Genomic DNA, 25,956 nt, shown 5'->3' with positions numbered 1-25,956 from the left:
AGGCGGTCGGCCCACCCCCGGGACCGGCCACCGTGAACCGGTCCCGGGGACGGATCAGGCCAGTTGGGGAGCGACCGCCCATTCCCCCTTGCGCATCACGCCCACCAGCTCGAAGGCGTCGTCCAGGACGACCAGGTCGGCGTCCTTGCCGGGCTCCAGCGAGCCGACGCGGTCGTCCAGGCCGAGCAGCCGCGCCGGGTTGGCGGAGACCGCCGCGACGACGTCCTCGACGGGCAGCCCGTCCACCGTCGCCGCCCGCTTGAAGGCGCGGTCCAGGGTGAGCGTGGAGCCGGCGATCGAGCCGCCCTCCACCAGCCGGGCCACGCCGTCCGCGACCTCGACCTCCATCGGGCCGAGCATGTAGCGGCCGTCGCCGAAGCCGGCCGCGTCCATCGCGTCGGTGATGAAGGCGACCCGGTCACGGCCCGCGTGGTGGAACGCGAGCTGCAGCGCCGCCGGATGCAGATGCGTGCCGTCGTTGATCAGCTCGACGGTGACCCGCTCGTCCTCCAGCAGCGCGGCGATCGGGCCGGGGGCGCGGTGGCCGAGCGGCGGCATCGCGTTGAACAGGTGGGTGGCGACGGTCGCGCCCGCGTCGACGGCGGCCACCGTCTGCTCGTAGGTGGCGTCCGTGTGGCCGACGGCGGCGATCACGCCGTGCTCGACGAGCAGCCGTACGGAGTCCAGGCCGCCGGGGAGTTCGGTGGCCAGCGTCATCATCCGGGCGTGGCCGTGGGCCGCGTCGATCAGCTTGCGGACCTCCGCCGGGTCGGGGTCGCGCAGCAGGCTCTCGTCGTGCGCGCCCTTGCGGCACGGGGAGATGAACGGCCCCTCGAAGTGGATGCCGGCGATGTCGCCCTGCTGGGCCAGCTCCGCCAGCATCCCCGCGTGCCGGGCGAGGAAGTCCAGGTCGCCGGTGACGGCGGAGGCCACCACGGTGGTGGTGCCGTGGCGCAGATGGGTGCGGACGCCCTGGAGGACGTCCTCGGCGGTGCCGCCGGCGAAGGACACCCCGCCGCCGCCGTGGTTGTGGATGTCGACGAAGCCGGGGACCAGCCAGTGGCCGCGCAGGTCGACCGTCTGGGCCGCGCCCTCCACAGGGGACGGGGACGCGCCGGGGGCCGTGGACGCGATGCGCGTGCCCTCGACGGTCACGCTTCCGCCGTCCACGGTCCCGGTGGGCAGGACCACCCGGGCACCGGTGAGAACCTTGGTGGGGGCCATCAGGTGGTTACCTCCGAGGGGTCAGTGGTCCCGACCGAGGGGTCGGTGGTCTTGAGCAGGTCCCAGGCGAGAAGGCCCGCGCCCAGGCACCCTGCGGTGTCCCCGAGGGTCGCGGGGACCAGGGACGGCAGCTTCTGGAAGGTGACCCGCCGCCGGATGGCCTCCCGCAGCGGTGTGAACAAGGTTTCCCCCGCCTCGGCGAGCCCGCCACCGATGATCACCGTGCGCGGGTCCAGCAGGGTGAGCGCGGTGACCAGCCCGTCGGCGAGCGCGTCCACCGCCTCCTGCCACACCCGCACGGCCCGCTCGTCGCCCGAGGCAACGGCCTGGGCGCAGTCCGCCGCGTCCGCGTCCGGGTCGCCGCTCGCCTCGGCCCACGCCCGGCTCACGGCCGACGCGGACGCGAACCGCTCCAGACAGCCGCGCTGACCGCACGGGCACTCCGCGCCGCCGGGCCGTACGACGATGTGGCCGATCTCGCCCGCGAAGCCGTGCGCGCCCGCCTCGACCTTGCCGTCGATGCCGATGGCGCCCGCGATGCCGGTGCCGAGGGGGACGAACAGGAAACGGTCGGCGCCGCGCCCGGCGCCGAGACGGCCCTCGGCGAGACCGCCGGTGCGCACGTCGTGGCCGAGGGCCACGGGGACGCCGCCGAGCCGCTCGGCGAGCAGGGCGCGCAGCGGGACGTCCCGCCAGCCGAGGTTGGCGGCGTAGGCGGCGACGCCCTCCGCCTCGTCGACGATGCCGGGGACGGCGACGCCGGCGGCCGAGGCCGGTTCGCCGTGGGCGCGGGCGCCGTGGGCGTGGAGCTCGGCCGCGAAGCCGAGGATGCCCTCGACCACGGCGTCCGGGCCGCGCTCGCGGCCGGTGGGGCGGCGGGCCTGGTGCAGCAGCTCGCCGTCCGCCCCGACCAGGGCGGCCTTCATCCCGGTGCCGCCCACGTCGAGGGCGATGACATGTTTCACGGGGAACAGTGTGACCCGTGGACCCGCAAGAGGTCTAGTCCACTCACGTGGTGTAGACCTTGATCCGATTATCGGAACCACGGATGGCGCATAGCGCCGGATCAGGGGAGAGCACGTGCGACGGCGGGTCAGGACAAGGGCGATCGCGGCGGTGTCCGCGCTGGGACTGGCAGCGGTCCTGAGCGGATGCGGGGCCGACGGCGCATCCTCCGACGTGACCCTCACGCTGGTCGCCGCCGACTACGGCAACGGCGCGGCCGACAGCAGCAAGAAGTACTGGGCCGACCTGGTGGAGCGGTACGAGTCCGACCACCCCGACGTGCACATCGACGTCAGCGTGTACTCCTGGAACGACGTCGACCGCAAGGTCAAGGAGATGGTCGACGCGGGCGACCCGCCGGACATGGCGCAGATCGGCGCGTACGCCGACTACGCCTCCCAGGGCCTGCTCTACCGCGCCGGCGACCTGCTCTCCATCCCCGTCCAGGCGGACTTCCTCTCGCAGCTCTCCGGCGCCGGCGAGGTCAACAGCGTGCAGTACGGCATGCCCTTCGCCGCCTCCACACGGCTGCTGTTCTACAACAAGGCGCTGTTCGCCGAGGCCGGGCTCACCCCGCCCGAGACCTGGGACGAACTGGTCGAGTGCGCCGAGGCGCTCAAGGCGGACGGGGTGAAGTTCCCGTACGCGCTGCCCCTCGGCCCGGAGGAGGCGCAGGCCGAGACCCTCCAGTGGCTGCTGAGCGGCGGTGGCGGCTACACCGACATCGGCGGCACCTACGGCATCGACTCCACGGAGAACGTCGAGACGGTCAGCTGGCTGCGGGACGAGCTGGTCGGCAAGGGACTCACCGGGCCCGTCGCGCCCGGCGAGCTCGACCGCGCGAAGGCGTTCGAGGCGTTCGCCGCGGGCGACGTCGGCATGCTCAACGGGCACCCCTCGCTGATGGAGATGGCCCGGAAGAAGGGCGTGACGTACGGCATGGTGCCGATCCCCGGCGCCGAGGGCGAGACGCCGTCCGCGCTCGGCGTCGCCGACTGGATGATGGCGTTCGAGAAGAACGGGCACCGCGACGAGATCGGGGACTTCCTCGACTTCGTCTACAGCGAGGAGAACGTGCTGGACTTCTCCCGCGAGTACGACCTGCTGCCGGTCACCAACTCCGCGTCGCGGGCGATGGCGGCGTCGGGCCAGGACAAGGAACTCAAGCCGTTCCTCGACCAGTTGCCGCTGTCGGAGCTGTACCCGGTGGGGAAGACGTCGTGGGCCGCGGTGAACGCGGCGATCAAGCAGAAGATCGGCCGGGCCGTGGAGCCGGGAGGCAGCCCCGCGGGCGTGCTGGGCGAGCTGCAGGCCGCGGCCGTGCGGGCGGAGAGCGCGGAGTAGCCTGCCGGCATGGGTGAGGGCGAGGAGCTGGGGCGGCTCGAGCGGGCGGTGCTCGCGCTGGAGCGGCGGGGGGTCGTGTCGCCGGGGGCGAAGGAGCGGGTGATCCGCGAGGAGCTGGGGCTGGTGCCGGTGCGGTACTACCAGTTGCTCAACGCCCTCCTTGATGATCCGCGGGCGTTGGCCCACGATCCCGTGACGGTGAACCGCCTGCGGCGGGTACGGGAGGCGCGGCGCGGGGAGCGGTGACCGTCCCCGGGGGCTGCGCCCCCGGACCCCCCTCATCGGCCCTGGCGGGCCTCGTCCTCAGACGCCGGACGGGCTGACATCAGCCCGTCCGGCGGTGGCGAGGAACCCTCGTCAGGCGAGCCGGTCCGCCAGCGTGCGCAGCAAGTGCACCACCCCCGACGGCCCGTCGACCACCAGGTCGGCTCGGTCCCGGAGTTCCGCGACCTCCTCGCTGCCGCTGCACACCAGCACCCCCGGCGTCCCGGACGCCCGCAGCTTGTCCACCGCCGTGAACGCCGCCAGATCGCCCAGGTCGTCCCCGGCGTACAGCACCGACCCCGCCCCGATCTCCCGCGCGTACTCCAGCAGCGCGACCCCCTTGTCCATCCCCGGCGGACGCAACTCCAGCACCATCCGCCCCGGCTCCACGACAAGACCGTGCCGTGTCGCGAGGTCCGCCAGCGGCTCGCGCAACGCCTCGAACGCGGCCTGCGGGTCGGACGCCCTACGGGTGTGGACGGCGACCGCCCGCCCCTTCTCCTCGATCCACGTGCCCTGCCACGCCCCCACCCGGTCCAGCAGCCCGGGCAGCTCCGCGCGGGCGGCGGCGACGCCGGGGTGCGGGGCGGGCGCGGTGACGGAACCGGTGACCGCGTCCCACCGCTCGGCGCCGTAGTGGCCGAGCACCACCAGGTGCTCGAGACCGGGCACGCCCGCGAAGCCGCCGTGGCGCACGGCGACGCCGGGCGGCCGGCCGGTGACGACGGCCACCGCCGCGACCTTCGGGGCGAGCGCGGCGAGCGCGGGCACCGCGTCCGGATGGGCGCGGGCCTGCTCCGGGTCGGGCACGATCGGCGCGAGCGTGCCGTCGAAGTCGAGCCCGATCAGCGCCTTGCCCGGGCGGGCCAGGAGCGCGTCGAGTCCGTCCCGCCCGGCCTGCGTGGCGGGCGTCGGCAGGTCGCCGGGGTCCGTGGAGTCCGTCTGACTGGCCATGCGCCCCAACCTATCCACGCAGCGCCTCCAGCTGGTCCAGGAACCACCGTGCCGGCGGCAGTGCCGTCGCCGCCGCGGCCAGGCGCTTGCAGCGTTCCGTGCGGTCCTCCGGGCGCATCGACAGCGCCTCGTGCAGCGCCTCCGCCGTCTGGACGACGTCGTACGGGTTGACGGTGATCGCGTCCTCGCCCAGTTCCTCGTGGGCGCCCGCCTCGCGGGACAGCACCAGGGCGCAGCCCGCGTCGGAGACCACCGGGACCTCCTTGGCGACCAGGTTCATGCCGTCGCGGATGGGGTTGACCAGGGCCACGTCGGCCAGCCGGTACGCGGCGAGCGAGCGGGCGAAGTCGTCCCTCACATGGAGGACGACCGGGCGCCAGCCCGGGGTGCCGTACTGCTCGTTGATCTCCTGGGCGAGCCGCTGCACCTCGGCCGTGTAGTCGCGGTAGACGGCGAGGTCCTGCCGGGACGGGTAGGCGAAGGCGAGGTGCACCACGCGCTCGCGCCACTCGGGCCGGTCCTCCAGCAGCTGCCGGTACGCCAGCAGGCCGCGCACGATGTTCTTGGACAGCTCGGTGCGGTCGACGCGGACGATGGTCCTGCGGCCCTCGCCGATCTCCTCGCGCAGGGCGGCCATCCGCTCGTCGACGTCCGCCTCGTGCGAGCGGGCGCGCAGGAAGTCCGCGTCGGCGCCCAGGCCGTGCACCCCGATCCGCGTGCCGCCGAGCCCGCCGGCGAACCGCTCGCAGCACGCGGTGAACGCGTCCGCCCAGCGGTGGGTGAGGAAGCCGAGCCGGTCGGCGCCGAGCATCCCGCGCAGCACCTGCCGCGCGATGTCGTCGGGCAGCATCGCGAAGTACTCGGGCGGCGCCCACGGCGTGTGCGAGAAGTGCCCGATGCGCAGGTCGGGGCGCAGTTCGCGGAGCATGCCCGGGACCAGGGTCAGGTGGTAGTCCTGCACCAGGACGGCCGCGCCCTCGGCCGCCTCCTCGGCCAGCGCCCGGGCGAACGCGCGGTTGTACGTCTCGTAGGAGGCCCACTGGCGGCGGAACTCCGCGTCGAAGGCGGGCTCCAGCGGCGTCTGGTACAGCATGTGGTGGACGAACCACAGCACCGAGTTCGCGACGCCGTTGTACGCGTCCGCGTGCACGTCCGCCGGGATGTCCAGCATCCGCACGCCGTCCTCGCCGACGCCGCGCCGCACGGCCTCGCGGTCGCCGTCGGACAGCGCCGAGCACACCCACAGGGCGCCCGAGTCGGGGCCGATGGCCGAGAGGCCGGAGACCAGTCCCCCGCCGCCCCGTTTGCTCCTCAGCGAACCGTCGTCCGCCACCGCGTACGACACCGGCCCCCGGTTGGAGGCGACCAGCACCTGAGCTGCACCGAAGCTTGAAGCCATACGCCTCAACCTAGCCCGGCCCCCCGGGCCTCAAACGTGGTGGTGCGTCACACCGGCCGGCGTCAGGCCACCCGGCGGGCCTGGTACTCCGCGATGTCCGTCATCGGCGGCCGCTCCTCGGTGTCCACCGAGTACGTGCGGGGCTCGAAGGCGTCCCCGGTGCGCTCGAACTGGGTCAGCGACGGCCGCAGCAGATGCGCGCGGGCCAGCCGCAGCTGCGCGGTGCGGTAGATCGCGGCGGCCATCCGGCCGAGCGCCTGCCCGTCCTGGTGCCGGTGCTTGCGCACGCCGACGTCCACCTGGGCCAGCGCGTCCAGGCCCACCAGGTGCAGGGCGTCGACCAGCATGCCCAGCTCGACGCCGTACCCGACGGGGAACGGGAGCTGTTCGAGGAGGCTCCGGCGGGCCGCGTACTCGCCGCCCAGCGGCTGCACGAACCCGGCGAGCTGCGGCCAGTGCATGTTGAGCAGCGGGCGGGCCATCAGCTCCGTGACCCGGCCGCCCTGCCCGGCCCCCGCGCCGGTGGTGCTCCCGTCGGCCAGGGTCATCGGCCGGTCGTACATGGCCTTGACGAGCTGGAGGCCGGGCTCGGTGAGCAGCGGGCCGACGATGCCGGTGACGAAGTCGGAGGAGAAGTCCCTCAGATCGGCGTCGACGAAGCACACGATGTCGCCGCGGGTGACCAGCAGCGACCGCCACAGCACCTCGCCCTTGCCGGGCACGGCCGGTATGCGGGGCAGGATCGCGTCCCGGTGCACCACGGTCGCGCCCGCCGCCGCGGCCACCTCGGAGGTGCGGTCCGTGGAGCCCGAGTCGATCACCACCACCTCGTCGACCAGCGGCACCTGGAGCACCAGGTCGTGCCGGATGACGGAGACGATCTCCCCGACGGTGGCCTCCTCGTCGAGCGCGGGCAGCACCACGCTCACCGTCTGCCCCGAGGCCCGTTTCGCCGCCAGGATCCGGTGCAGGGGACGGTCGGCCACCGACCAGGAGCGCTCGATCAGCCAGCGCTCGACTTCTTCCAGCACGGTCCGGGCTCCTCACTGGCCGGTGATCCATCTCGGGGTTCGGACGGCGCTCTCCGCCGTCCGGGCCTTCGGTTACAGTCTTGAACAACGCCGACGGGCCCTGCATCTCGGGGTCGCGCGGCGCACAACTGAACACCGCTCATCCAGAGGGGCAGAGGGACACGGCCCGATGAAGCCCCGGCAACCCTCCAGTCGGTTCCTGTCACGCGGACGTGGCGAGGCTCCCGGCTAGGGAAGGTGCCAAATCCGTCTCACGGCGAAGTGCGTCGTGAGGAAGATGAGGAGAAAGGGCCTCGCCTCCATGGCTGTGCAGACTGTTGCAAGCACCACCGACACCGCGAACTCCGTCGACCTGGGTCCCGCCGCCGCGCTGTCCTGCCGCGAGTGCGGCCACCGTGTGCCCCTCGGCCCGGTCTTCGCCTGCGAGGAGTGTTTCGGCCCGCTGGAGATCGCCTACGACTTCTCCGGTCACGACACCGAAGAGCTCCGCAAGCGCATCGAGGCGGGTCCCGCGAACATCTGGCGTTACGCGCCGCTGCTGCCCGTCCCCGCGGACGTGGCGACCAAGCCCAACCTGAACCCGGGCTGGACCAAGCTCGTCCAGGCCGACAACCTCGCCCGCGAACTGGGCGTCACCGGCGGCCTCTACGTCAAGGACGACTCCGGCAACCCCACGCACTCCTTCAAGGACCGGGTCGTCGCCCAGGCCCTGGAGGCCGCGCGCGCCTTCGGCTTCACCACGCTCTCCTGCTCCTCCACCGGCAACCTGGCCGGCGCGGTCGGCGCCGCCGCGGCCCGGGCCGGCCTCCGCTCCTGCGTGTTCATCCCGCACGACCTGGAGCAGGGCAAGATCGTCATGGCCGCCGTCTACGGCGGCGAGCTCGTCGGCATCGAGGGCAACTACGACGACGTGAACCGCTTCTGCTCCGAGCTGATCGGCGACCCGGCCGGCGAGGGCTGGGGCTTCGTCAACGTCAACCTGCGGCCGTACTACGCCGAGGGCTCCAAGACCCTCGCGTACGAGATCTGCGAGCAGCTCGGCTGGCGCCTGCCCGACCAGCTGGTCGTCCCGATCGCCTCCGGCTCGCAGCTCACGAAGATCGACAAGGGGCTGCAGGAGCTGATCAGGCTCGGGCTCGTCGAGGACCGGCCGTACAAGATCTTCGGCGCCCAGGCCGAGGGGTGCTCGCCGGTGTCCACCGCCTTCAAGGCCGGGCACGACGTGGTCCGCCCGCAGAAGCCGGACACCATCGCCAAGTCGCTGGCCATCGGCAACCCGGCGGACGGCCCCTACGTGCTGGACATCGCCCGGCGCACCGGCGGCGCGGTGGAGGACGTCACCGACGCGCAGGTGGTCGACGCGATCAAGCTGCTGGCGCGCACCGAGGGGATCTTCGCGGAGACCGCGGGCGGTGTCACGGTCGGCGTGACGAAGAAGCTGATCGAGGACGGCGTCCTCGATCCGTCCCTCACCACGGTCGTGCTGAACACCGGGGACGGGCTCAAGACGCTGGACGCGGTGGCGGGGACCGGGCTCACGGCGACCATCCGGCCCAGCCTGGAGTCGTTCCGTGAGGCCGGGCTCGTCTAGCGCCGGCCGCACACCGACCACAGCCCCGCGCCCCCTGGCTATTCATCCTGACCGGAGGTTTCAAGTGAGCGTCACCGTCCGCATCCCCACCATCCTGCGCACCTACACCGGCGGCAAGGCCGAGGTCCTCGCCGAGGGCGCCACCCTCGGCGAGGTCATCCAGGACCTGGAGAAGAACCACACCGGCATCGCCGCCCGCGTCCTGGACGACCAGGGCAAGCTGCGCCGCTTCGTCAACGTCTACGTCAACGACGACGACGTGCGCTTCGAGCAGGGTCTGGAGACGGCCACCCCCGAGGGCGCCGGCGTGTCGATCATCCCGGCGGTCGCCGGAGGCTGATCATTACCTTCGGTAATGACCGTTACCGAGCGTTTATGCCATTGCCCCCTCCGTGAGAGAAGCGGAGGGGGCAATTCCATGGGATTGAGCGCGGTAGAGTTGGGGAACGCGCTCCCGATCCGTTGATCGAGAACCCTGAATTCCTGCCGCAGACCCGACTGGATGTAGCCAAAGTGCGGGCTCCTTTCGCGGCTTTTGTCTCCTTTGCCCGGCCCGACTTGCCCTGAATTCTGGCGAATTCTTGCCACATTCCGGACCGGCGGCGTCCAGATTTCTCGTCCGATTGACCTGTTGCAGACGGCAGTTGGACAGATACATTCAGCCGCGGTCGACGCGTTCCGGCGCACGCCCCCAACCGTTGGGGGGTGAGGTCTGACCCGGGTCCGCGAAGTGTGGATCTGTGCAAGGGCCAGTAATAGGGGAGTTAGGCATGGCTCAGGGCACCGTCAAGTGGTTCAACGCGGAGAAGGGGTACGGCTTCATCGCGGTCGACGGTGGTGCGGATGTTTTCGTCCACTACAGCGCGATCCAGATGGACGGCTACCGCACCCTTGAAGAGGGCCAGCGGGTCGAGTTCGAGATCTCGCAGGGTCAGAAGGGCCCGCAGGCCGACATGGTTCGCGTCACCGCCTGAACGCGCTACCAGCAGCACGCGACATCTTCTGCCGGCGACAGGGCCCGCACCTTCCGGGGTGCGGGCCCTTCGTCATGCCCGGAACGCCGGGGCCGCGCGCTGGGGCGGCGCTCGAAGCCCGCCAGAGGCGTGACAGGCGCGTGCGCCGCGCGCGCCGTGTTCGCGCGCGGCTGAGAGCGGCCCCGAGCCCTTGGGGCGCCTGGGCCGAAAGGCTGCTGCGCGCCCGCCTTCGGTGGAGTCCCTCCGCGAGCGCGCCTTGCACTCTCGGGGGTCGAGTGCTAATCATTGGCGTTAGCACTCTGAAGGTGAGAGTGACAACGAAGGACCGGGTCGGTGAGGCCCGCCAGGTCGGGTGGGGCAAGGAACCACACGGCAGGCGAGCCGTCCGTCGCGGGCGCGGGCGCGGTCCGAAGGAATCACCCCCAGTCCTGGAGGGACCACTTCACATGGCCAAGATCATCGCGTTCGACGAGGAGGCGCGGCGCGGCCTCGAGCGCGGCATGAACCAGCTCGCGGACGCCGTGAAGGTGACGCTCGGCCCCAAGGGCCGCAACGTCGTCCTCGAGAAGAAGTGGGGCGCCCCCACGATCACCAACGATGGTGTCTCCATCGCCAAGGAGATCGAGCTCGAGGACCCGTACGAGAAGATCGGCGCCGAGCTGGTCAAGGAAGTCGCCAAGAAGACGGACGACGTCGCCGGTGACGGTACGACCACGGCGACCGTTCTCGCCCAGGCCCTGGTCAAGGAGGGCCTGCGCAACGTCGCCGCCGGCGCCAACCCGATGGCCCTGAAGCGCGGTATCGAGAAGGCCGTCGAGGCCGTCTCCGCCGCCCTCCTGGAGCAGGCGAAGGACGTGGAGACCAAGGAGCAGATCGCCTCCACGGCCTCCATCTCCGCCGCCGACACCCAGATCGGCGAGCTCATCGCCGAGGCCATGGACAAGGTCGGCAAGGAAGGCGTCATCACCGTCGAGGAGTCCCAGACCTTCGGTCTGGAGCTGGAGCTCACCGAGGGTATGCGCTTCGACAAGGGCTACATCTCGGCGTACTTCGCCACCGACATGGAGCGTATGGAGGCCGTCCTCGACGACCCGTACATCCTGATCGCGAACTCCAAGATCTCCAACGTCAAGGACCTGCTCCCGCTCCTGGAGAAGGTCATGCAGTCGGGCAAGCCGCTGCTGATCATCGCCGAGGACGTCGAGGGCGAGGCCCTGTCGACCCTGGTCGTCAACAAGATCCGCGGCACCTTCAAGTCCGTCGCCGTCAAGGCCCCGGGCTTCGGCGACCGCCGCAAGGCCATGCTCGGCGACATCGCCATCCTCACGGGCGGCGAGGTCATCTCCGAGGAGGTCGGCCTCAAGCTGGAGAACGCCACCCTCGACCTGCTGGGCAAGGCCCGCAAGGTGGTCATCACCAAGGACGAGACCACCATCGTGGACGGCGCCGGCTCCGCCGACCAGGTCCAGGGCCGGGTGAACCAGATCCGCGCCGAGATCGAGAACAGCGACTCGGACTACGACCGCGAGAAGCTGCAGGAGCGCCTGGCGAAGCTCGCCGGCGGTGTCGCGGTCATCAAGGCCGGCGCCGCCACCGAGGTGGAGCTCAAGGAGCGCAAGCACCGCATCGAGGACGCCGTGCGCAACGCCAAGGCGGCCGTCGAGGAGGGCATCGTCGCCGGTGGTGGCGTGGCCCTGCTGCAGGCCTCCCAGGTGTTCGAGAAGCTGGAGCTCGAGGGTGACGAGGCGACCGGCGCCAACGCCGTGAAGCTCGCCCTGGAGGCCCCGCTGAAGCAGATCGCCGTCAACGGTGGTCTCGAGGGCGGCGTCGTCGTGGAGAAGGTCCGCAACCTCACGGTCGGCCACGGCCTGAACGCCGCGACCGGCGAGTACGTCGACATGATCGCCGAAGGCATCATCGACCCGGCCAAGGTGACGCGCTCCGCGCTGCAGAACGCCGCGTCGATCGCCGCGCTGTTCCTCACCACCGAGGCCGTCATCGCCGACAAGCCGGAGAAGGCCGCGGCCCCGGCCGGCGGCGGCATGCCGGGCGGTGACATGGACTTCTGAGCCTGATCCGTCAGGTTCGGACCCGTCCGAGGTCCGGAGGGCGGCACTCCCCGCACAGGGGGTGCCGCCCTCCGGCGTGTCCGGGCGCCGCAGGGGGTGACCGGTGTCACGGACGCGGACGGGCGGGAGGCGGGAATGCTCACCGCCTCACGCGGGTTCGACGAAGGGTGCGTTGTATGCACGTACACATACCGTCGAGTATCCGCAAGGAGTCCTCCTCATGACCGTCGCCGCCTCCGCGACCACCGGACGTGCCGCCGAGATCCTGGCCCGGCCGGTCGCCCTCAACGGGCTGACCGTGCCCAACCGCATCGTCATGGCGCCCATGACCCGCCAGTTCTCGCCGGGCGGGGTGCCGGGGGAGGACGTCGCGTCGTACTACGCCCGCCGGGCCGCCGCCGGGGTCGGGCTGATCGTCACCGAGGGCACGTACGTCGACCACCCGTCCGCCGGCATCAGCGACCGCGTCCCGCGGTTCCACGGGGAGGAGCAACTGGCCGGCTGGGCGAAGGTCGCGGAGGCGGTGCACGCCGCCGGGGGCCGCATCGTGCCGCAGCTGTGGCACGTCGGCATGGTCCGCGAGCAGGGGAAGCCGCCCTTCCCGGAGGCGCCGGCGGTCGGACCGTCGGGGCTGCGCCTGGACGGCGCCGAGGGCGGCAGGGCCATGACGCAGGCCGACATCGACGACGTCGTGGCTGCGTTCGCGAAGGGGGCGGCCGACGCCGAGCGCATCGGCTTCGACGGCGTGGAACTGCACGGCGCCCACGGCTACCTCATCGACCAGTTCCTGTGGGCGGGCACCAACCGCCGCACCGACGCCTACGGCGGCGACCCGGTCGCCCGCACCCGGTTCGCCGTGGAGATCGTGCAGGCCGTGCGCGCGGCCGTGTCGCCCGGCTTCCCGGTCGTGTTCCGCTTCTCGCAGTGGAAGGCCGACCACTACGACGCCCGGCTCGCCGAGACCCCGCAGGAGCTGGAGGCGATCCTCACCCCGCTCGCCACGGCCGGCGTCGACGCCTTCCACGCGTCCACGCGCCGCTACTGGCTCCCCGAGTTCGACGGCTCCGACCTCAACCTGGCCGGCTGGGCCCGCAAGCTGACCGGCCGCCCCGCGATCACCGTCGGTTCGGTCGGCCTGGACGGCGAGTTCGGCCGCGCCTTCCTGGGCGAGGGCGCCGCGCTGCGGGGCATCGACGACCTCCTGGACCGCCTGGAGCGCGACGAGTTCGACATGGTCGCGGTGGGCCGCGCGGTCCTCCAGGACCCGGAGTGGGCGGCCAAGGTCCTGGCCGGCCGCTTCGGCGACCTCACGTCGTACGACGCGGCGTCGCTGACGTCGCTGAGCTGAGTCCGGCCCGGTCCGGGGCCTGGCGCGGCGCCCCTCCGGCGGGGACGCCGCGCCTTTCCGCCGGGAGGCTCGCGGGTCTCAGAGGTTGCCCATGGGTTCGATGTCCACGCGGACCGGGGTGCCCCACACCCGCAGGACCTCGTAGTCGGTGAACTCGTGGACGACGCGGTAGGCCATCGCCGGACGGGGGGAGCGCAGCTGGGCCTTGACGAACAGTTCCGCCTCGCGGCGGTCGCGGCGCGGGGTGCCGCACAGCTGCCACGCCTGGCCGTTCCACATCTCCGGCAGCCAGCGCTGCTGCGGCTGCGGGCGGTCGCCGCGCACCCCGTAGCGGGAGGGGGCGGGACCGGCGGGGCGGGCCTGCGGGGCCGGGCCGTTGAACTCGGCGCGGCGGGCGGCGCGGCGCCGGGTCTCGCAGAGCAGGCACAGGTCCGGGGCGCTCTCGTCGACCGGTCCGGTGGGATGCTCGGCGCAGCGGGTGCTGGGCGGCGCCGTGGTCACGGTGTCCTCCAGCAGGTCCAGCGCCCGCCGCAGGTCGTTGCGCACCTCGTGCAGACGGGCGTCCGGGGTGTCGGCGGAGAGCGCCTCGCCGTGCTCACCGAGCACACGCAGCGCCCGGCCGAGGGCGGTGAGCTGTGCGTGGTTCATGGTGGATTCTCCGGGTGGGGGACCGCTCCAGTATCCCAGCCCGGACGGTCAGCTCCCCGCGGCCGCCAGCGCCGCCCGCAGATGCCCGTCGGCCTCGTCCAGCAAGCGGGCCGCCGTCGGCCCGTCCACCCCGGCCAGCAGCACCAGGATCGCGTGCTTGACCTCGCCGTCCGTGGCGGCCAGGGCGCGCTCCACGGCGTCGTCGCCGGCGCCCGTCACCTGGGCGACGATCCGGCGGGAGCGGGCGCGCAGCTTCTCGTTGGAGGCGCGCACGTCGACCATCAGGTTCCCGTACGTCTTGCCCAGCCGGATCATCGTGATCGTCGACAGCATGTTCAGCACGAGCTTCTGCGCCGTGCCGGCCTTGAGGCGGGTGGAGCCGGTGAGGAACTCCGGGCCCACGACCACCTCGATGCCGTGCTCGGCCGCCGCCGCCAGCGCGCTGCCCCGGTTGCACGACAGTCCCACGGTGAGCGCCCCGTGCTTCCGGGCGTACGTGACCGCGCCGATTGCGTACGGGGTGCGGCCGGAGGCGGAGACGCCGACCACCGTGTCGTCGGGGGTGAGGCCCAGCGCCTCCAGGTCGGCCTCGGCGAGCTCGGGGGAGTCCTCGGCGCCCTCGACCGAGGTGACCATGGCGTCCGGGCCGCCGGCGATCAGGCCGACGACCCGCGCCGGGTCGGTGTTGAAGGTGGGCGGGCACTCGGAGGCGTCCAGCACGCCCAGCCGCCCCGCCGTGCCCGCGCCCGCGTAGACCAGCCGCCCGCCGCGCGCCATCCGCTCCGCCACGGCGTCGACCGCGGCGGCGATCGCCGGCACCTGCTCGGCCACGGCGCCCGCGACCGTGGCGTCCTCGGCGTTCATCAGCCGCGCGATCTCCGCCGTCGGCAGCCGGTCGACGTCCGCCAGTTCCGGCCGGAACGCCTCGGTGGTCAGGGTCTCGAGCTGGGAGCGCAGATCGCGGTCGCGGGAGGCGGAGGTCATGGGCGGTGTTCTTTCGGTCGGGGCCGGCGGCTCGGAGGGGGGTACGGCGGGGGCGCGCATGCGACCAGGGCGCGGGAGGGCCCCCTTACGGGCCCTTGCGGGTCGCCCGGTGCCGGTGCGCCAGCGCCTCGTACGACGCCGAGAGGGCGGGCGCGGCGGCGTCGTAGGTGCGCTGCGCGACCCCCACGAACAGGCAGTCCACGACCAGCAGTTGACCCGTACGGGAGGACATCGCGGCCGGGCGCAGCTCGCTCTCGCGGGCCGTGGAGGTGGTCAGGACGTGGTCGGCGTACTGCGTGACGGGGCTGTCGGGGCGGCCGGTGACCGCGACCGTCGTGGCGCCGTGCTCGAAGGCCACCCGGAGCGGCTCGATGACGTCGCCGGTGGTGCCGGAGTGGGTGATGGCGATCGCCACGTCCCCGGAGCGCAGCTGCACGGCGTTGGTCACGGCGAGGTGCGGGTCGCTGTGGGCGTGCGCCATCAAGCCTATGCGCAGCAGCTTCTGGGTGAGATCCTGGGCGACCAGCCCCGACGCGCCGACGCCGTACACATCGGTGCGGCGGGCGCCCGCGAGGGCGGTCACGGCGGCGGCGAGCTGGACGGTGTCCAGCCCGGCGGCGGTGTCGGCGAGGGTCTGCTGCTCGTCGTAGGCGAGCTTGGCGACGACGTCGGCGATGGGGTCGTCCACGGCGATGTCGGTGGTGATCGCGGGGGCGCGCCCGGACTGCTGCTGCGCGGCCAGGCCGGCCAGGGCGAGCCGCAGGTCGCGGTAGCCCGGGTAGCCGAGCAGGCGGGCCGTGCGGACGACGGTGGCCTCGCTGGTGCCGGTCAGCTCGGCGAGGCCGGTGACCGTGAGCGCCGCGCAGCCGGCCGGGTCGGCGGCGACGGCCTCGGCGACGCGCTGCATGGAGCGCGTCATCGACGGGGCCAGCGTGCGCACCTTGGCCGCGAGGGCGGCGGGCGCGGGCGGAGCGGGTGAGGCGCCGCCGCTCCCGAAAATTTCCTTCACGTCATGGGTCACGAAATGAAAGATATTTTCGTCCCGGGCTCCTGGTCAAGAGTGCGCACAATGGGGACATGGACCCCCAGCGCGAACCCGGCCCCCCTCCGCCCCTGGAACAAGCGTTGCACGCGGCGCGCGCCCTCGTGCTGGCCGACCTCGTCACGCGCGGGGTCGCCGAGGCGGACGTGGTGTCCCTCGTGGAGGACTCCGTCACGCACCGCCGCTGGTGGGTCGAGCAGTGGCCGGAGGGCGCCGGCTTCCTGGCCGGTCTGGTCGCGCAGGACGTGCAGGACGCCCTGCTGGAGCGCTACGGACGCTGGCCGCTGTGCCCGGTGTGCGGCAGCGGCGACCCGCACGCGCTGGAGGTCGAACCGGAGCTGGGCCCCGACCCGCACTGGGTGTGCCACAAGGCGGGCGTGAAGGTCGCGGCGGTCGGCGCACTGGGCGAAGCGGACCCCCCGGCGTGACCGTGTACATCGACCCGCCCACCTGGCCGGGTCACGGCCGCCTGTGGTCCCACCTGGTGAGCGACGTCTCCTACGCCGAGCTGCATCTCTTCGCCGCCGGCCTGGGCGTGCCCCGCCGCGCCTTCGAACGCGACCACTACGACATCCCGGCGCACCGGTACGCGGACGCGGTGCGCGCGGGCGCGGTCGAGGTCAGCAGCCGCGAGGTGGTGCGGCTGCTGCACGCGGCGGGGCTGCGGCGGCGCAAGGGGGCCGGCCGGACCGGCCGTCAGGTGTAGGTCAGGCGCGCAGCTCGTAGGTGATGTGGCCCTCCTGCCGGGACACCTCGGTGAAACCGGCGCGGGTCACGACCTTCTGCGACGGCACGTTCGTCTCCTCGACGACGGCCACCACGGTGTGCACGGCGTCCTGGCCGAGCGCCCACGCCGACAGGGTGCGCAGCGCCTCGGTCGCGTAGCCGTTCCCGCGGGCCTCCACGACGAGGTCGTAGCCGATCTCCACCCGGCCGTCGGCGCCGGGCGGGCCGTGGAAGCCCATCGCGCCCACCGCGCGGTCGTCCTCCCGGCGGACCAGCACGTACATGCCCCACTCGGGGACGAACGCGCCCTCCTCGTACTGCTTGACCCCGATCCCCGCGCCCACGCGGGTGCCCTCGGCGGGCGCGCCTCCCGCCCAGGTGAAACCGCCGTCACCCGCGACGGACAGGCTCGCGGCGGCCGCCGGGGTGACGCCCTCCAGGTCGAGCCGCTCGGAGCGCAGCACCGGGTTGTTGCACCACCGCCAGGCGGTGACCGGCTCCCGCCCCGGCAGCTCGCCGCGGCCGGTCGCCCACAGCAGCGTCGGCCAGGGCGCCGGCCCCGGTTTGACGCGCGGGAAGATCCGCGTCAGCACGAACTCGCCGAGCTCGGCGGGCGGTTCGTACGCGACGCCGAGCCCCTCGGCCATGTCGTGCGTGTGCAGCAGCACCTCGGCGACGCCCATCGCGGCGAACCCCTCGCGGCCCGCGTGCCGGAACGGGTACGGGTGGAAGGCGCGCACGGAGCGGGGGGTGGTGCGGACGGCGGCGGCGAGGAGGGCGCCGGTGGTGGTGATGACGTGGAGGACGCCGGCGTTGTCGGTGCCGTCGTCCAGCGCGATGTCGAAGGGCACGTACGCGCCCTGGGCCCGTCCCGCGAGCTGCCCCGCGTACGCGATCAGATCACTCGCGACGTGCGCCGCCGTCTCGCGGCAGTTCCACTCCAGCCGTCCCGCCCGAACCCCCGTCCAGTCGCGGTCGGTGACCGCCCCCAGGGCCGCCACGCTGTGCGCGACGGCCTCCTCCACCTGTTCCGCTCCGGATGCGTGCATGACGGGAGGCTAGGCGGAGGGCGGGGGCGGGGTCGACAGCATTTCCAGCTCGCCGCGCAGGTTGTAACGGGCGGTGGCCTCCCAGTGCTCCTGCCCGTACGGGGTGCGGAACAGGCGGCGCAGCCCGAGGAGTTGGCGCAGGACGTCGGCGCGGCCCTCGCGGAAGGCGTCGTTCGGCACGAAGTGGTACTCCTCGCGGACGGCGGCGGTGTAGGCGGCGTATACCGACGGCGCGGCGGCGAGGATCGCCAGGTCGGCGTCGCACAGCACCTGGCCGTTCCGGTCGTCGTCGGCGGGGTCGTGCGTGACGGTGAGCCGCACGAGGCGGGCGACCTCCTCGGTCTTCGCCGCGGACACCCCGGCCTCCGGCAGCGCGCGCTCGGCGAGCCGGGCGGACCGCTCCTCGTTCTCCGACCGGTCCGGCAGGTACACGGCGTCGTGGAACCACACGGCGAGCCGTACGACGTCGGGGTCCTCGGCGTGCTCCGCCAGCTCGTCGACGCGGTCGAGGACGGTCGTGAGGTGGGTGAGCGTGTGATAGTGCCGCTGCGGCTCCTGCCAGCGCGCGATCAGATTCTCCGCGTACGGCACGGGATCCGGACCCCCGGATGATCCCCGGACCCCTTCGAGGGCGCGGACGAAACGGGCACGGAGGTCTTGGGTGTCGGCCATGCGCCCATTGTTTCCGGTGCGCACCCCGACGTCACAGCCGCAGCTCCGCCCGCACGGTCTTCCCGGGTCCGCCGTCCGTACGCGGCACGACGCACACCCGGCTCGCGAGCTGCGACACCAGCCACAGACCGCGCCCGGTCTCCGCCTCCGGGCCGAGGGGCAGGCGGGGCGCGTCCGCGGGCGGCCGGTCCTCCCGGGTGTCGGTGACCTCGACGCGGACGAGGTCACGGGCGGCGCTCATCGCCAGGGCCAGCCGGACGCCGCGGCCCGGCACCCGGCCGTGGGTCACCGCGTTCGCGGCCAGCTCCGCCACGACGAGCGTCACGGTGTCGTTCACCTCGGACGCGTAGGGGAAGCCCCAGGCGTCCAGCCGGTGCGAGGCGAGACGCCTGGCGAGGCGGGCGCCCCGGGGGGTTGAGGTGAAGCAGAGGGAGAAGGACTCCTCGCCGGAGGGGGTGCGGTCGGCGGTGCGCTCGAAGGGGGGAATCTCGGTCGTCATGAGGGTGAGCCTCGTGTGACGCCCGTACGTTGACCAGCGACAACGTCCCCACACAGCGCCGCTGTAGGGGCGCACGACGTGCCTGTCGGGGCAGGACAGAGGTGGCTCATGGTGCAGCTTCCGGAGCAGGCGGTCGCGGCGAACGGCCGGGACTCCGCCGACGAACTACTGCGCTGCTTCGGCAGACAGATCAAGCTCTTCCGTGAGCGCGCCGGACTGACCCAGTCCGCCCTCGCCCCGCTCGTCGGGTACAGCGAGGCGCAGATCGCCGCGATCGAGCAGGGCCGGCGCATTCCCCGGCCGGACACCATCGAGAAGCTCGACTCGCTGCTCCGGGCGGACGGCGTCCTGGTCGCCATGAAGCAGGCCGTGGCCCTCACGCGCTATCCCGCCTTCTTCCGGGACGCCGCGCGCATCGAGGAGACGGCGATCGAGTTCCACCAGTACGCGCCGCTGATCGTTCCCGGGATGCTGCAGACCGAGGCCTATGCCCGGACGATGTTCACAGTGTGGCGCCCTCGCCGGACCGAGGCGGAGATCGAGCAGATGGTGTCCGCCCGGCTCGCACGGCACAAGCTCTTCACCCGCGCGCCCGCGCCTGTGCTGAGCTTCGTCCTGGAGGAGGCGGTGCTGCAACGGCCCATCGGCGGAACGGGCGTGCTGCGCGGCCAAATCGAGCACTTGCTCCGCACCGGCCGGAACCCGAACGTAGAGATTCAGGTGATGCCGACCGACGCGACCGACCACGCCTGTGTGGACGGTCCGTTCACATTGATGGTGCCGGAAGGAGGGGAGCCGGTGGCCTACTTGGAGAGCCAGGGAAGCGGTCGGGTGATCACCGACAGGGAAATCGTCCGGGGCATCGCGGCGCGGTATGGAATCATCCGGGCCCAGGCGCTGACCCCGGCGGAGTCCCTGCGCCGCATCGAGCAGCTGCTGCAAGGAGACTCATGACGACCGAGCAGTCCGAAGACCAGGCGCTGACCTGGTTCAAGTCCCGTTACAGCGGCGGAGCCGGGGGTGATTGCGTGGAGGTCGCCACCTCCCTCACCTCCGTCCACGTCCGCGACTCCAAGGACACCGGCCGGGGCACCGTCACGGTGCCCCCCGCCGCCTGGTCCGCCTTCGTCGCGCACGCGCGTCACGATCACTGACCGACAACCGACGTCACCACAACCAGGTCCCGGGGCCGCTCCTTCGGGGGCGGCTCCGCGACGGACCCCGTCACGGCAATGACCGCTCCACCTGCGCCACCCCGCCCGTCTCCAGGGCCGTCCACAGCGCGCCGTCCGGGCCCACGGTGATGCCGTGGGGCTCGGAGGAGGGGTCAGGAAGGGCGTACTCGGTGATCTCGCCGTCCTCCGTGACACGGCCGACGCGGCCCGTGCCCCACTGCGTGAACCAGCACTCGCCGTCGGCCGCGGCGACGACCGCGTGCGGGCCGGCCGAGCGGTCGGGGAGGGGGAACTCCGTGATCCGGCCGTCCACCGAGATCCTGCCGATCCGGCCCGCCGAGATCTCCGCGAACCACAGCGCCGTGCCGTCCGCCGCGATGCCGACCGGCCCCGCGGCCTCGGTGGGCAGGGGGTGCACGGCGGTGTCACCGTCAGGGGTGAGGCGGCCGATCGCGTTCGCGCCGTTCAGGGTGAACCACAGCGCACCGTCCGGACCCGTCGTGATCGCGGAGGGGAAGCCGCCCGCGACCGGGAGGGCGAACTCCGTGACCTCCCCGTCGACGCTGATGCGGCCGATGCGGTCACCGGTCGTCTCCGTGAACCACAGCGCGCCGTCCGGACCCGCCGTGATGCCGTACGGCCCGCCGCCGGAGGACGGCAGCGCGAAGGACGTCACCTCGCCGTCGACGGTGACGCGGCCGATCCGGTGGTCCTGGAGGCGGGTGAACCACAGTGCGCCGTCCGGGCCGGGCGCGATGACCGTGGGACGGCAGTCGGGCGCGTCCAGGGCGTACTCCTGGAAGGCGCCGTCGAGGGTGAGGCGGGCGACGCTGCCGCGGTGCACCAGGGTGAGCCAGAGCGCGCCGTCGGGGCCGGCCGTGATGCCGTACGGCCCGGCCTTGTCGTCCGTGACACGGAACTCCTTGACGGGCAGGGTGTGGACGGAGGGCACATCAACTCCTTGCGGGACGGTCGCGCACGCCGGTCCCCGAGAACCGCCGCGCGGATCACCACGGCACCCTGACCGGGTGAGGCGCCCGGCGCAACCGCTTTTCGTCCCCGAACGGAAGGGCCGACAACGCCTGGTGCCGACGATCTTCCGCTGAGTAGGGTGACCGCCGGAGCACGAACCGCCGCCCGCGCACCTTCCTGGCCGGCTCCTCGCCGGGGCGCGCCGCGCGGGCCCCCGAACCGAAGGAGACCGGACGTAGTGAGCAACCAGGTGCAACCGACGTTCGTCCTGGTCCACGGAGCCTTCGCCAACTCCTTCTCCTTCGCGCCACTCCAGGCCGAACTCGGCCTCCTCGGGCACCGTTCGGTCGCCGTCGACCTGCCAGGCCACGGCTTCGAGGCCACCTACACCCGCGCCTACCAGGCGCCGCAGGACCTCGAAGGGCTCGCCGGCGCGCCCGGCGCGATCAAGGGGGTCACGCTCGCCGACAACGCCGCGCACCTGATCGGGGTCCTGGAGCGGGCCAGGCGGAACGGCCCGGTGATCCTCGTCGCGCACAGCCGGGGCGGCATCACGGCCACCGCCGCGGCCAACGCGCGGCCCGACCTGATCGACAGCATCGTCTACGTCGCCGCCTGGTGCCCGGTCGCGCTCGACGTGGGCGACTACTACGCCGAGCCGGAGATGGCCGGGGTCGACGCCGCCTCTCTGGCCCTGGCCGCGGCCGGGAACCCCGCCGAACTCGGCCTGCTCCGCGTCAACTTCCGCACCGCGGACCCGGCCGCCCTGGCGGCGTTCAAGGCGGCCTTCCTCGCCGATGGCACGGACGAGGAGTTCCTGACCTTCCTGAACACCTTCCAGCCCGACGAGAACCTGGACGTCGGCACCTCCGCCGACCGGGCGCAGGCCGCGACATGGGGCAGGATCCCGAAGACCTACGTCCGCCTGGCCGACGACGCGAGCATGCCGCTCGCGCTGCAGGACCGGCTGATCCGCGAGGGCGACGAGCTGACGCCGGACAACCCCTACGACGTCCACACCCTCCCGGGCAGCCACCTGAAGTGGCTGGTCGCCCCGGCGTCGGCGGCCCGTCTCCTGGGCGAACTCGCGGAACGCACCGCTCCGTCCGCCCGGTCGTGACGTCCTCGGCCGGGGGTGACTCCCGCGGCCGTTCCCGAGCGATTTCCGTCCCGGCGGCGGCGCAGGCCCTAGCGTGGACGGCATGACGACTCCTGCGGATGTGCACGAGGTACGGGACCCCGAGCTGCCGGGACGGCTGCTGAGCGTCGAGCGCGACGCGCTGCTCCCGCTGCTGCGGGCGCGCGGCGACGGCGACTTCGCGCTGCCGGTGACGGCGTGTCCGGGCTGGACGGTGCGGGACGTGCTGGCGCACTGCTCGGCGGCGCTGTCGCGGGTGGTGGAGAGCCGGTACGAGAAGGACGTGTTCTCGCCCGCGAGCAACCAGCGGGACATCGACGAGCGGGCCGGCTGGACCACCGCGCGGATCCTCGACGAACTGGACCACGGCATGACCGAGGCCGGGCCGGTCATCGCGAAGGCGGGCGGGGTGCTGGACGGGGTGGCGCTCGGCGAGTGGGTGCACGCCGGGGACGTGCGCGACGCGCTCGGGGAGCCGGGGGCGTACGCGGGCGCTGGCCTGCCGTTCGCACTCGCCCTGCTGGCGCAGGTCACCGGCGCGCGGGGGCATGTGCCGCTGCACGCCGACCTGGACGACGCGGACGAGCCGGTACGGCTGGGCGACGCGTCCGGGGAGCGGCCCCCGGCGCGCTTCATCGGCGACGGGCCCACGCTGATGCGGCTGTACGCGGGTCGCCCGGTGGACGGGGTGCCGTACGAGCTGGCCGGGGTGGAGGCGGCGGAGCTGAACATCTTCGGCTGACCATCGCCGGCTGAGCGGCGGGTGGGAGAGGTCCGGGCCGAGGGCCAGGCGTAGTCTGGATTGGACTAGACCTGTAGGAGCCGTCCGAGCCGACGAATGGGGCCCCATGAGCAAGCGTGCAGTCCTGGAGGTGATCGCCCTCGACGTCGAGGACGCCGTCGCCGCCCAGGCGGGAGGTGCGGACCGCCTCGAACTGGTCACCGACATGGCGGCGGACGGGCTGACCCCGGCGGCGGCGACGGTGACGGCGGTCCGCGCGGCCGTGGGCATCCCGGTCCGGGTCATGCTCCGGCTCGCGGACGGCTTCGCGGCGGGCGCGGTGGAACGGCTGGTCGCCGCGGCGCGCGAGATGCGCGAGGCAGGGGCGGAGGAGTTCGTCCTCGGCTTCCTCGACGCGGACGGCCAGGTGGACCTGGCGGCCGTGGAACGGGTCGCGGCCGAGCTGGAGGGCTGCCGGTGGACGTTCCACCGCGCGATCGACCACGCGGCGGACCGCGACGCCCTGCGCAAGCAGCTCGCGGATCTCCCCGGCCTGGACACCTACCTGACCGCGGGCGCGGCGGAGGGGGTGGACACGGGCCTGCCGGTGCTGTGCGCGGAGGCGGGGCGGCGGGGCGAGCCGGGGCACGACCAGCAGCTGCTGGTGGGCGGCGGCCTGCGCCTCGAGCATGTGCCGGCCCTGCTGGACGCGGGCGTGGACGCCTTCCACATCGGCGGCGCGGCCCGCCCGGACGGGTGGGCCGGTCCGGTGTCGGCGGCTGCTGTGGCCCGGTGGCGGGGTGTCCTGGGGGAGTGAGGCCCTCTGACGCCGGGCGGGGGTTGCGCAGCCCGGCGTCAGCGGGGTGCCGTCCGCGCCCACCCTCCCCCATCGCCCCAGCGGCACGCCTGCCCACGGGATGCGGGAGTCGGGCGGTTACGTCAACTGCCCCGGCAGTGGTGCCGAGTGCGTGATGATCAGGCCCGACACCGCTCGCGTCAGCGTGACGTACAGGCGGCGGAGGCCTGTGCGTTCGTCGGGTTCGGCGTCGACGACCGCCTGGGGTTCGTCCAGGAGGACGTAGTCGTATTCCAGGCCCTTCGCCAGGGAGGCCGGGACCAGGGTGAGGCGGGTCGACTCCGTCGTCTCCTCGCCGGGGGCCACGTGGGGGAGGCCCGCCGAGGCGAGGGCGTCGGTCAGTTCCGGGATGCGGGGGTCCGCCGCGATCAGGCCCACCGAGCCTTCGCGGGTGAGCAGTTCGCGGCACGCGGCGATCACGTCCGCCGGGCCGGAGGAGCGGCGTACCTCGAAGAAGCCCGGGTTCTCGCGGATCGACGCGACCGGGGTGAGGCCCGGGGCGATGTGCGGGAGGAGGCGGGAGGCGTACGTGATGACGTCCGTGGGGACACGGAAACCCGCCGTCAGCTCCTCCACCACCGCGTCCGGCTTGCCCAGGTGGGACAGGGCCTCCTCCCAACTGCGCGTCGCCCACGGCGTGGTGCCCTGCGCCAGGTCGCCGAGGACGGTCGCCGAGCCGGTCGTGCAGCGGCGGCCCACCGCCCGGTACTGCATGGGGGAGAGGTCCTGCGCCTCGTCGAGGACGACATGGCCGAGCGACGGCGTGCGCCGGATCAGGTCCGCCGCCTCGTCGATCAGCACCGTGTCCGCCGCCGACCACTTCGCCGACTTCACCGAGCGGGCCGGCTTCGCCCAGAGGATCGCCTTCTGCTCCTGCTCGTCGAGCAGCCCCTCCGCGTGTTCCGCCAGGAACTCCGCGTCGCTCAGCAGCCGCAGCACCAGCTTCGCCGGGTCCACGGCCGGCCACACCGCCTTGACGGCCGCCTTCACCGCCGCGTTGCGCGCCACCGCGTCCTGCACCCGGTCGTCCGGCGCCTCGCCCGCCCGCTCCATCTGCACCAGCACCGCGTGCGCGATCCGCTGCGGCAGCGCCTCGCGGGCGGCGCCGTAGCGGATGTCCCGGTCGAGCAACTGCCCTACCAGCTCCTCGAGTTCGTACGCAGGGACGCGCCACCGGCGGGAGCCGCGCACCACCACGACCGGTTCCGTCGGCATGGTCACGTGGGAGTACAGGGCCCGCCGCAGCACCTCCGCCATGCGCGCGTCGCCCTTGACCGTCGCCGCCGTCGCGTCGTCATTCCCGCGGACCTCCACGTGCGCCACCAGGTCGTCCACCGTGGCCTGGGCGACGGCGAGTTCACCCAGGGCCGGGAGCACCTGCTCGATGTAGTGCAGGAAGGAGCGGTTCGGCCCGACGACCAGGGTGCCCGTGCGGGCCAGCCGCTCGCGGTGGGCGTAGAGGAGGTACGCGACCCGGTGCAGACCGACGGCCGTCTTTCCGGTGCCGGGGCCGCCCTGCACGCACACGCTGCCCGAGAGCCCCGACCGTACGATCTCGTCCTGCTCGGGCTGGATCGTCGCGACGATGTCGCGCATGGGGCCGACGCGCGGGCGCTCGATCTCCTGCTGGAGCAGCTTGCTGGTGGTCGCCGCCTCGGCCGGGTCGGAGAGGTGCTCGTCCTCGTACGCGGTGAGGTCGCCGCCGGTGTAGCCGAAGCGCCGGCGCAGTCCGACGTCCATCGGGTCCTTCTTGGACGCCCGGTAGAACGGCTGCGACACCGGGGCACGCCAGTCGATCACCATCGGGTCGCCGTCCGCGTCGTGCACATGCCGGCGCCCGATGTAGAAGCGTTCTCCTTGCGCGCCCTCCGCCCGCTCCGCGCCCGGCGCGTGCAGATAGTCGAGGCGGCCGAAGAACAGCGGGGTGTCGCTGAGGTCGGCCAGCGCCTTGATCCGCTCCTCGATCTGGTGCTGAAGCACCTCCGCGTTCACCCAGTTGGCCGTGACGTCGCGGATGTCGAGCGCTTCCACGTCCTCCCGCATGGCGCGCAGGGCGGCGCGGGACGCGGTGAGGTGGGAGCGTTCACGGGCGAGGGGGTCGCCGGCCGGGGCGGCGGGACCGTCCACGGGATCGTTCACGGGCTCGTCTACGGGCGTGGACGCGGACAAGGGGGTGCCTCCGAGGGACCTGCTGCGGGTGTGCCGCGAGGAAGGAATGCCGGCCGGTTTCCGTCCGGACGGCGGCGCTCCGTGGGGGAGGCGGGAAGAGAG

At 73.0% G+C, this 25,956-nt stretch carries 27 protein-coding genes and 1 riboswitch; of the genes, 14 read left to right on the top strand and 13 right to left on the bottom strand.

The window, feature by feature from the left end:
- Positions 1-54 precede the first annotated feature (54 nt).
- Together nagA and ACP7TJ_RS14390 are read right to left on the bottom strand one after the other, a co-directional pair.
- Complete coding sequence (gene nagA, locus ACP7TJ_RS14395; protein WP_380873505.1) at positions 55-1,224, bottom strand: N-acetylglucosamine-6-phosphate deacetylase; 1,170 nt, start codon at positions 1,222-1,224, stop codon at positions 55-57.
- The gene (locus ACP7TJ_RS14390) at positions 1,224-2,189 is read right to left on the bottom strand and encodes an ROK family protein (RefSeq protein WP_376725719.1); all 966 of its coding nucleotides are present in this window, start codon (positions 2,187-2,189) and stop codon (positions 1,224-1,226) included. The genes nagA and ACP7TJ_RS14390 overlap by 1 nt, the downstream gene beginning before the upstream one ends.
- Positions 2,190-2,304: 115 nt before the next feature.
- Here ACP7TJ_RS14390 and ACP7TJ_RS14385 point away from each other — a divergent pair, with 115 nt between their 5' ends.
- Together ACP7TJ_RS14385 and ACP7TJ_RS14380 are read left to right on the top strand one after the other, a co-directional pair.
- Entirely contained in the window at positions 2,305-3,573 is a 1,269-nt protein-coding gene (locus ACP7TJ_RS14385) for an extracellular solute-binding protein (protein ID WP_167743467.1), read from the top strand.
- A gap of 9 nt (positions 3,574-3,582) precedes the next feature.
- Positions 3,583-3,819, top strand: a complete 237-nt coding sequence (locus ACP7TJ_RS14380; protein WP_093768663.1) for a DUF3263 domain-containing protein — start codon at positions 3,583-3,585, stop codon at positions 3,817-3,819.
- Between the two features lie 111 nt (positions 3,820-3,930).
- Here the strand turns inward: ACP7TJ_RS14380 and otsB are convergent, their stop codons facing one another.
- The 3 genes from otsB to ACP7TJ_RS14365 all read right to left on the bottom strand — a co-directional run bounded on the left by otsB (position 3,931) and on the right by ACP7TJ_RS14365 (position 7,221).
- Positions 3,931-4,791, bottom strand: a complete 861-nt coding sequence (gene otsB / locus ACP7TJ_RS14375) for a trehalose-phosphatase (RefSeq protein ID WP_189911448.1) — start codon at positions 4,789-4,791, stop codon at positions 3,931-3,933.
- Positions 4,792-4,801: 10 nt separating this feature from the next.
- A complete protein-coding gene (locus ACP7TJ_RS14370; RefSeq protein WP_367487474.1) occupies positions 4,802-6,190 on the bottom strand; it encodes an alpha,alpha-trehalose-phosphate synthase (UDP-forming) in 1,389 nt (462 codons plus the stop codon).
- Between the two features lie 62 nt (positions 6,191-6,252).
- Positions 6,253-7,221, bottom strand: a complete 969-nt coding sequence (locus ACP7TJ_RS14365; RefSeq protein ID WP_427763410.1) for a glucosyl-3-phosphoglycerate synthase — start codon at positions 7,219-7,221, stop codon at positions 6,253-6,255.
- Positions 7,222-7,357: 136 nt separating this feature from the next.
- Positions 7,358-7,505: riboswitch (SAM riboswitch) on the top strand.
- 17 nt (positions 7,506-7,522) lie between these two features.
- On the opposite strand from ACP7TJ_RS14365, the gene thrC reads away from it, so the two are divergent.
- The 5 genes from thrC to ACP7TJ_RS14340 all read left to right on the top strand — a co-directional run bounded on the left by thrC (position 7,523) and on the right by ACP7TJ_RS14340 (position 13,203).
- The gene (thrC, locus tag ACP7TJ_RS14360; RefSeq protein WP_093768667.1) at positions 7,523-8,812 is read left to right on the top strand and encodes a threonine synthase; all 1,290 of its coding nucleotides are present in this window, start codon (positions 7,523-7,525) and stop codon (positions 8,810-8,812) included.
- Positions 8,813-8,876: 64 nt separating this feature from the next.
- The gene (locus tag ACP7TJ_RS14355) at positions 8,877-9,152 is read left to right on the top strand and encodes a ubiquitin-like small modifier protein 1 (RefSeq protein WP_093768668.1); all 276 of its coding nucleotides are present in this window, start codon (positions 8,877-8,879) and stop codon (positions 9,150-9,152) included.
- Positions 9,153-9,582: 430 nt separating this feature from the next.
- The gene (locus ACP7TJ_RS14350; protein ID WP_004986573.1) at positions 9,583-9,786 is read left to right on the top strand and encodes a cold-shock protein; all 204 of its coding nucleotides are present in this window, start codon (positions 9,583-9,585) and stop codon (positions 9,784-9,786) included.
- A gap of 446 nt (positions 9,787-10,232) precedes the next feature.
- Positions 10,233-11,855, top strand: coding sequence for a chaperonin GroEL (groL, locus tag ACP7TJ_RS14345; protein WP_093768669.1), 1,623 nt, complete (start codon positions 10,233-10,235; stop codon positions 11,853-11,855).
- A 220-nt stretch (positions 11,856-12,075) separates the two neighbouring features.
- Positions 12,076-13,203 carry an NADH:flavin oxidoreductase gene (locus ACP7TJ_RS14340; RefSeq protein ID WP_167743463.1) on the top strand — a complete coding sequence of 376 codons (1,128 nt, stop codon included), beginning with the start codon at positions 12,076-12,078 and terminating at the stop codon, positions 13,201-13,203.
- A 78-nt stretch (positions 13,204-13,281) separates the two neighbouring features.
- Here the strand turns inward: ACP7TJ_RS14340 and ACP7TJ_RS14335 are convergent, their stop codons facing one another.
- The 3 genes from ACP7TJ_RS14335 to ACP7TJ_RS14325 all read right to left on the bottom strand — a co-directional run bounded on the left by ACP7TJ_RS14335 (position 13,282) and on the right by ACP7TJ_RS14325 (position 15,856).
- Positions 13,282-13,851: a hypothetical protein gene (locus ACP7TJ_RS14335; protein ID WP_093768671.1), complete on the bottom strand. Its 570-nt coding sequence runs from the start codon at positions 13,849-13,851 to the stop codon at positions 13,282-13,284.
- Between the two features lie 48 nt (positions 13,852-13,899).
- On the bottom strand, positions 13,900-14,835 hold the full coding sequence (gene murQ / locus ACP7TJ_RS14330) for an N-acetylmuramic acid 6-phosphate etherase (RefSeq protein WP_367487471.1): 936 nt from the start codon (positions 14,833-14,835) through the stop codon (positions 13,900-13,902).
- A gap of 85 nt (positions 14,836-14,920) precedes the next feature.
- Positions 14,921-15,856, bottom strand: coding sequence for a MurR/RpiR family transcriptional regulator (locus tag ACP7TJ_RS14325; RefSeq protein WP_093768673.1), 936 nt, complete (start codon positions 15,854-15,856; stop codon positions 14,921-14,923).
- 56 nt (positions 15,857-15,912) lie between these two features.
- Here ACP7TJ_RS14325 and ACP7TJ_RS14320 point away from each other — a divergent pair, with 56 nt between their 5' ends.
- Both ACP7TJ_RS14320 and ACP7TJ_RS14315 read left to right on the top strand, forming a co-directional pair.
- Entirely contained in the window at positions 15,913-16,305 is a 393-nt protein-coding gene (locus tag ACP7TJ_RS14320; protein WP_367487469.1) for a hypothetical protein, read from the top strand.
- Entirely contained in the window at positions 16,302-16,583 is a 282-nt protein-coding gene (locus ACP7TJ_RS14315) for a DUF4031 domain-containing protein (RefSeq protein ID WP_093768675.1), read from the top strand. The genes ACP7TJ_RS14320 and ACP7TJ_RS14315 overlap by 4 nt, the downstream gene beginning before the upstream one ends.
- Position 16,584: 1 nt before the next feature.
- Here the strand turns inward: ACP7TJ_RS14315 and ACP7TJ_RS14310 are convergent, their stop codons facing one another.
- Genes ACP7TJ_RS14310 through ACP7TJ_RS14300 form a run of 3 tightly spaced genes read right to left on the bottom strand, consistent with a single transcriptional unit; the run spans position 16,585 to position 18,823 of the window.
- Positions 16,585-17,628: a GNAT family N-acetyltransferase gene (locus tag ACP7TJ_RS14310; protein WP_367487607.1), complete on the bottom strand. Its 1,044-nt coding sequence runs from the start codon at positions 17,626-17,628 to the stop codon at positions 16,585-16,587.
- Positions 17,629-17,661: 33 nt separating this feature from the next.
- A complete protein-coding gene (locus ACP7TJ_RS14305; protein ID WP_367487467.1) occupies positions 17,662-18,324 on the bottom strand; it encodes an HD domain-containing protein in 663 nt (220 codons plus the stop codon).
- Between the two features lie 31 nt (positions 18,325-18,355).
- Complete coding sequence (locus ACP7TJ_RS14300; protein ID WP_427763405.1) at positions 18,356-18,823, bottom strand: ATP-binding protein; 468 nt, start codon at positions 18,821-18,823, stop codon at positions 18,356-18,358.
- A 108-nt stretch (positions 18,824-18,931) separates the two neighbouring features.
- On the opposite strand from ACP7TJ_RS14300, the gene ACP7TJ_RS14295 reads away from it, so the two are divergent.
- Positions 18,932-19,777 (top strand): helix-turn-helix domain-containing protein, encoded by an 846-nt coding sequence (locus tag ACP7TJ_RS14295; protein ID WP_193460349.1) that lies wholly within the window; start codon positions 18,932-18,934, stop codon positions 19,775-19,777.
- Positions 19,774-19,977 (top strand): DUF397 domain-containing protein, encoded by a 204-nt coding sequence (locus tag ACP7TJ_RS14290; RefSeq protein ID WP_370163779.1) that lies wholly within the window; start codon positions 19,774-19,776, stop codon positions 19,975-19,977. Before ACP7TJ_RS14295 ends, ACP7TJ_RS14290 begins: the two co-directional genes overlap by 4 nt.
- A gap of 70 nt (positions 19,978-20,047) precedes the next feature.
- Here ACP7TJ_RS14290 and ACP7TJ_RS14285 read toward each other — a convergent pair whose 3' ends face one another.
- Positions 20,048-20,950 (bottom strand): virginiamycin B lyase family protein, encoded by a 903-nt coding sequence (locus tag ACP7TJ_RS14285; protein ID WP_387792676.1) that lies wholly within the window; start codon positions 20,948-20,950, stop codon positions 20,048-20,050.
- A gap of 258 nt (positions 20,951-21,208) precedes the next feature.
- On the opposite strand from ACP7TJ_RS14285, the gene ACP7TJ_RS14280 reads away from it, so the two are divergent.
- The 3 genes from ACP7TJ_RS14280 to ACP7TJ_RS14270 all read left to right on the top strand — a co-directional run bounded on the left by ACP7TJ_RS14280 (position 21,209) and on the right by ACP7TJ_RS14270 (position 23,646).
- On the top strand, positions 21,209-22,090 hold the full coding sequence (locus ACP7TJ_RS14280; protein ID WP_370163777.1) for an alpha/beta hydrolase: 882 nt from the start codon (positions 21,209-21,211) through the stop codon (positions 22,088-22,090).
- Between the two features lie 82 nt (positions 22,091-22,172).
- The gene (locus ACP7TJ_RS14275; RefSeq protein ID WP_093768683.1) at positions 22,173-22,850 is read left to right on the top strand and encodes a maleylpyruvate isomerase family mycothiol-dependent enzyme; all 678 of its coding nucleotides are present in this window, start codon (positions 22,173-22,175) and stop codon (positions 22,848-22,850) included.
- A gap of 106 nt (positions 22,851-22,956) precedes the next feature.
- Positions 22,957-23,646 carry a copper homeostasis protein CutC gene (locus ACP7TJ_RS14270; RefSeq protein WP_189911456.1) on the top strand — a complete coding sequence of 230 codons (690 nt, stop codon included), beginning with the start codon at positions 22,957-22,959 and terminating at the stop codon, positions 23,644-23,646.
- A gap of 117 nt (positions 23,647-23,763) precedes the next feature.
- On the opposite strand, the gene ACP7TJ_RS14265 is transcribed toward ACP7TJ_RS14270, so the two are convergent.
- Positions 23,764-25,854, bottom strand: a complete 2,091-nt coding sequence (locus ACP7TJ_RS14265; RefSeq protein WP_387792680.1) for a HelD family protein — start codon at positions 25,852-25,854, stop codon at positions 23,764-23,766.
- Between the last annotated feature and the right edge of the window lie 102 nt (positions 25,855-25,956).

Source organism: Streptomyces sp. DSM 41931 (genome assembly GCF_050271085.1).
Classification (GTDB): Bacteria; Actinomycetota; Actinomycetes; order Streptomycetales; family Streptomycetaceae; genus Streptomyces; species Streptomyces albogriseolus.
This window is presented reverse-complemented; position numbering and strand designations above follow the sequence as displayed.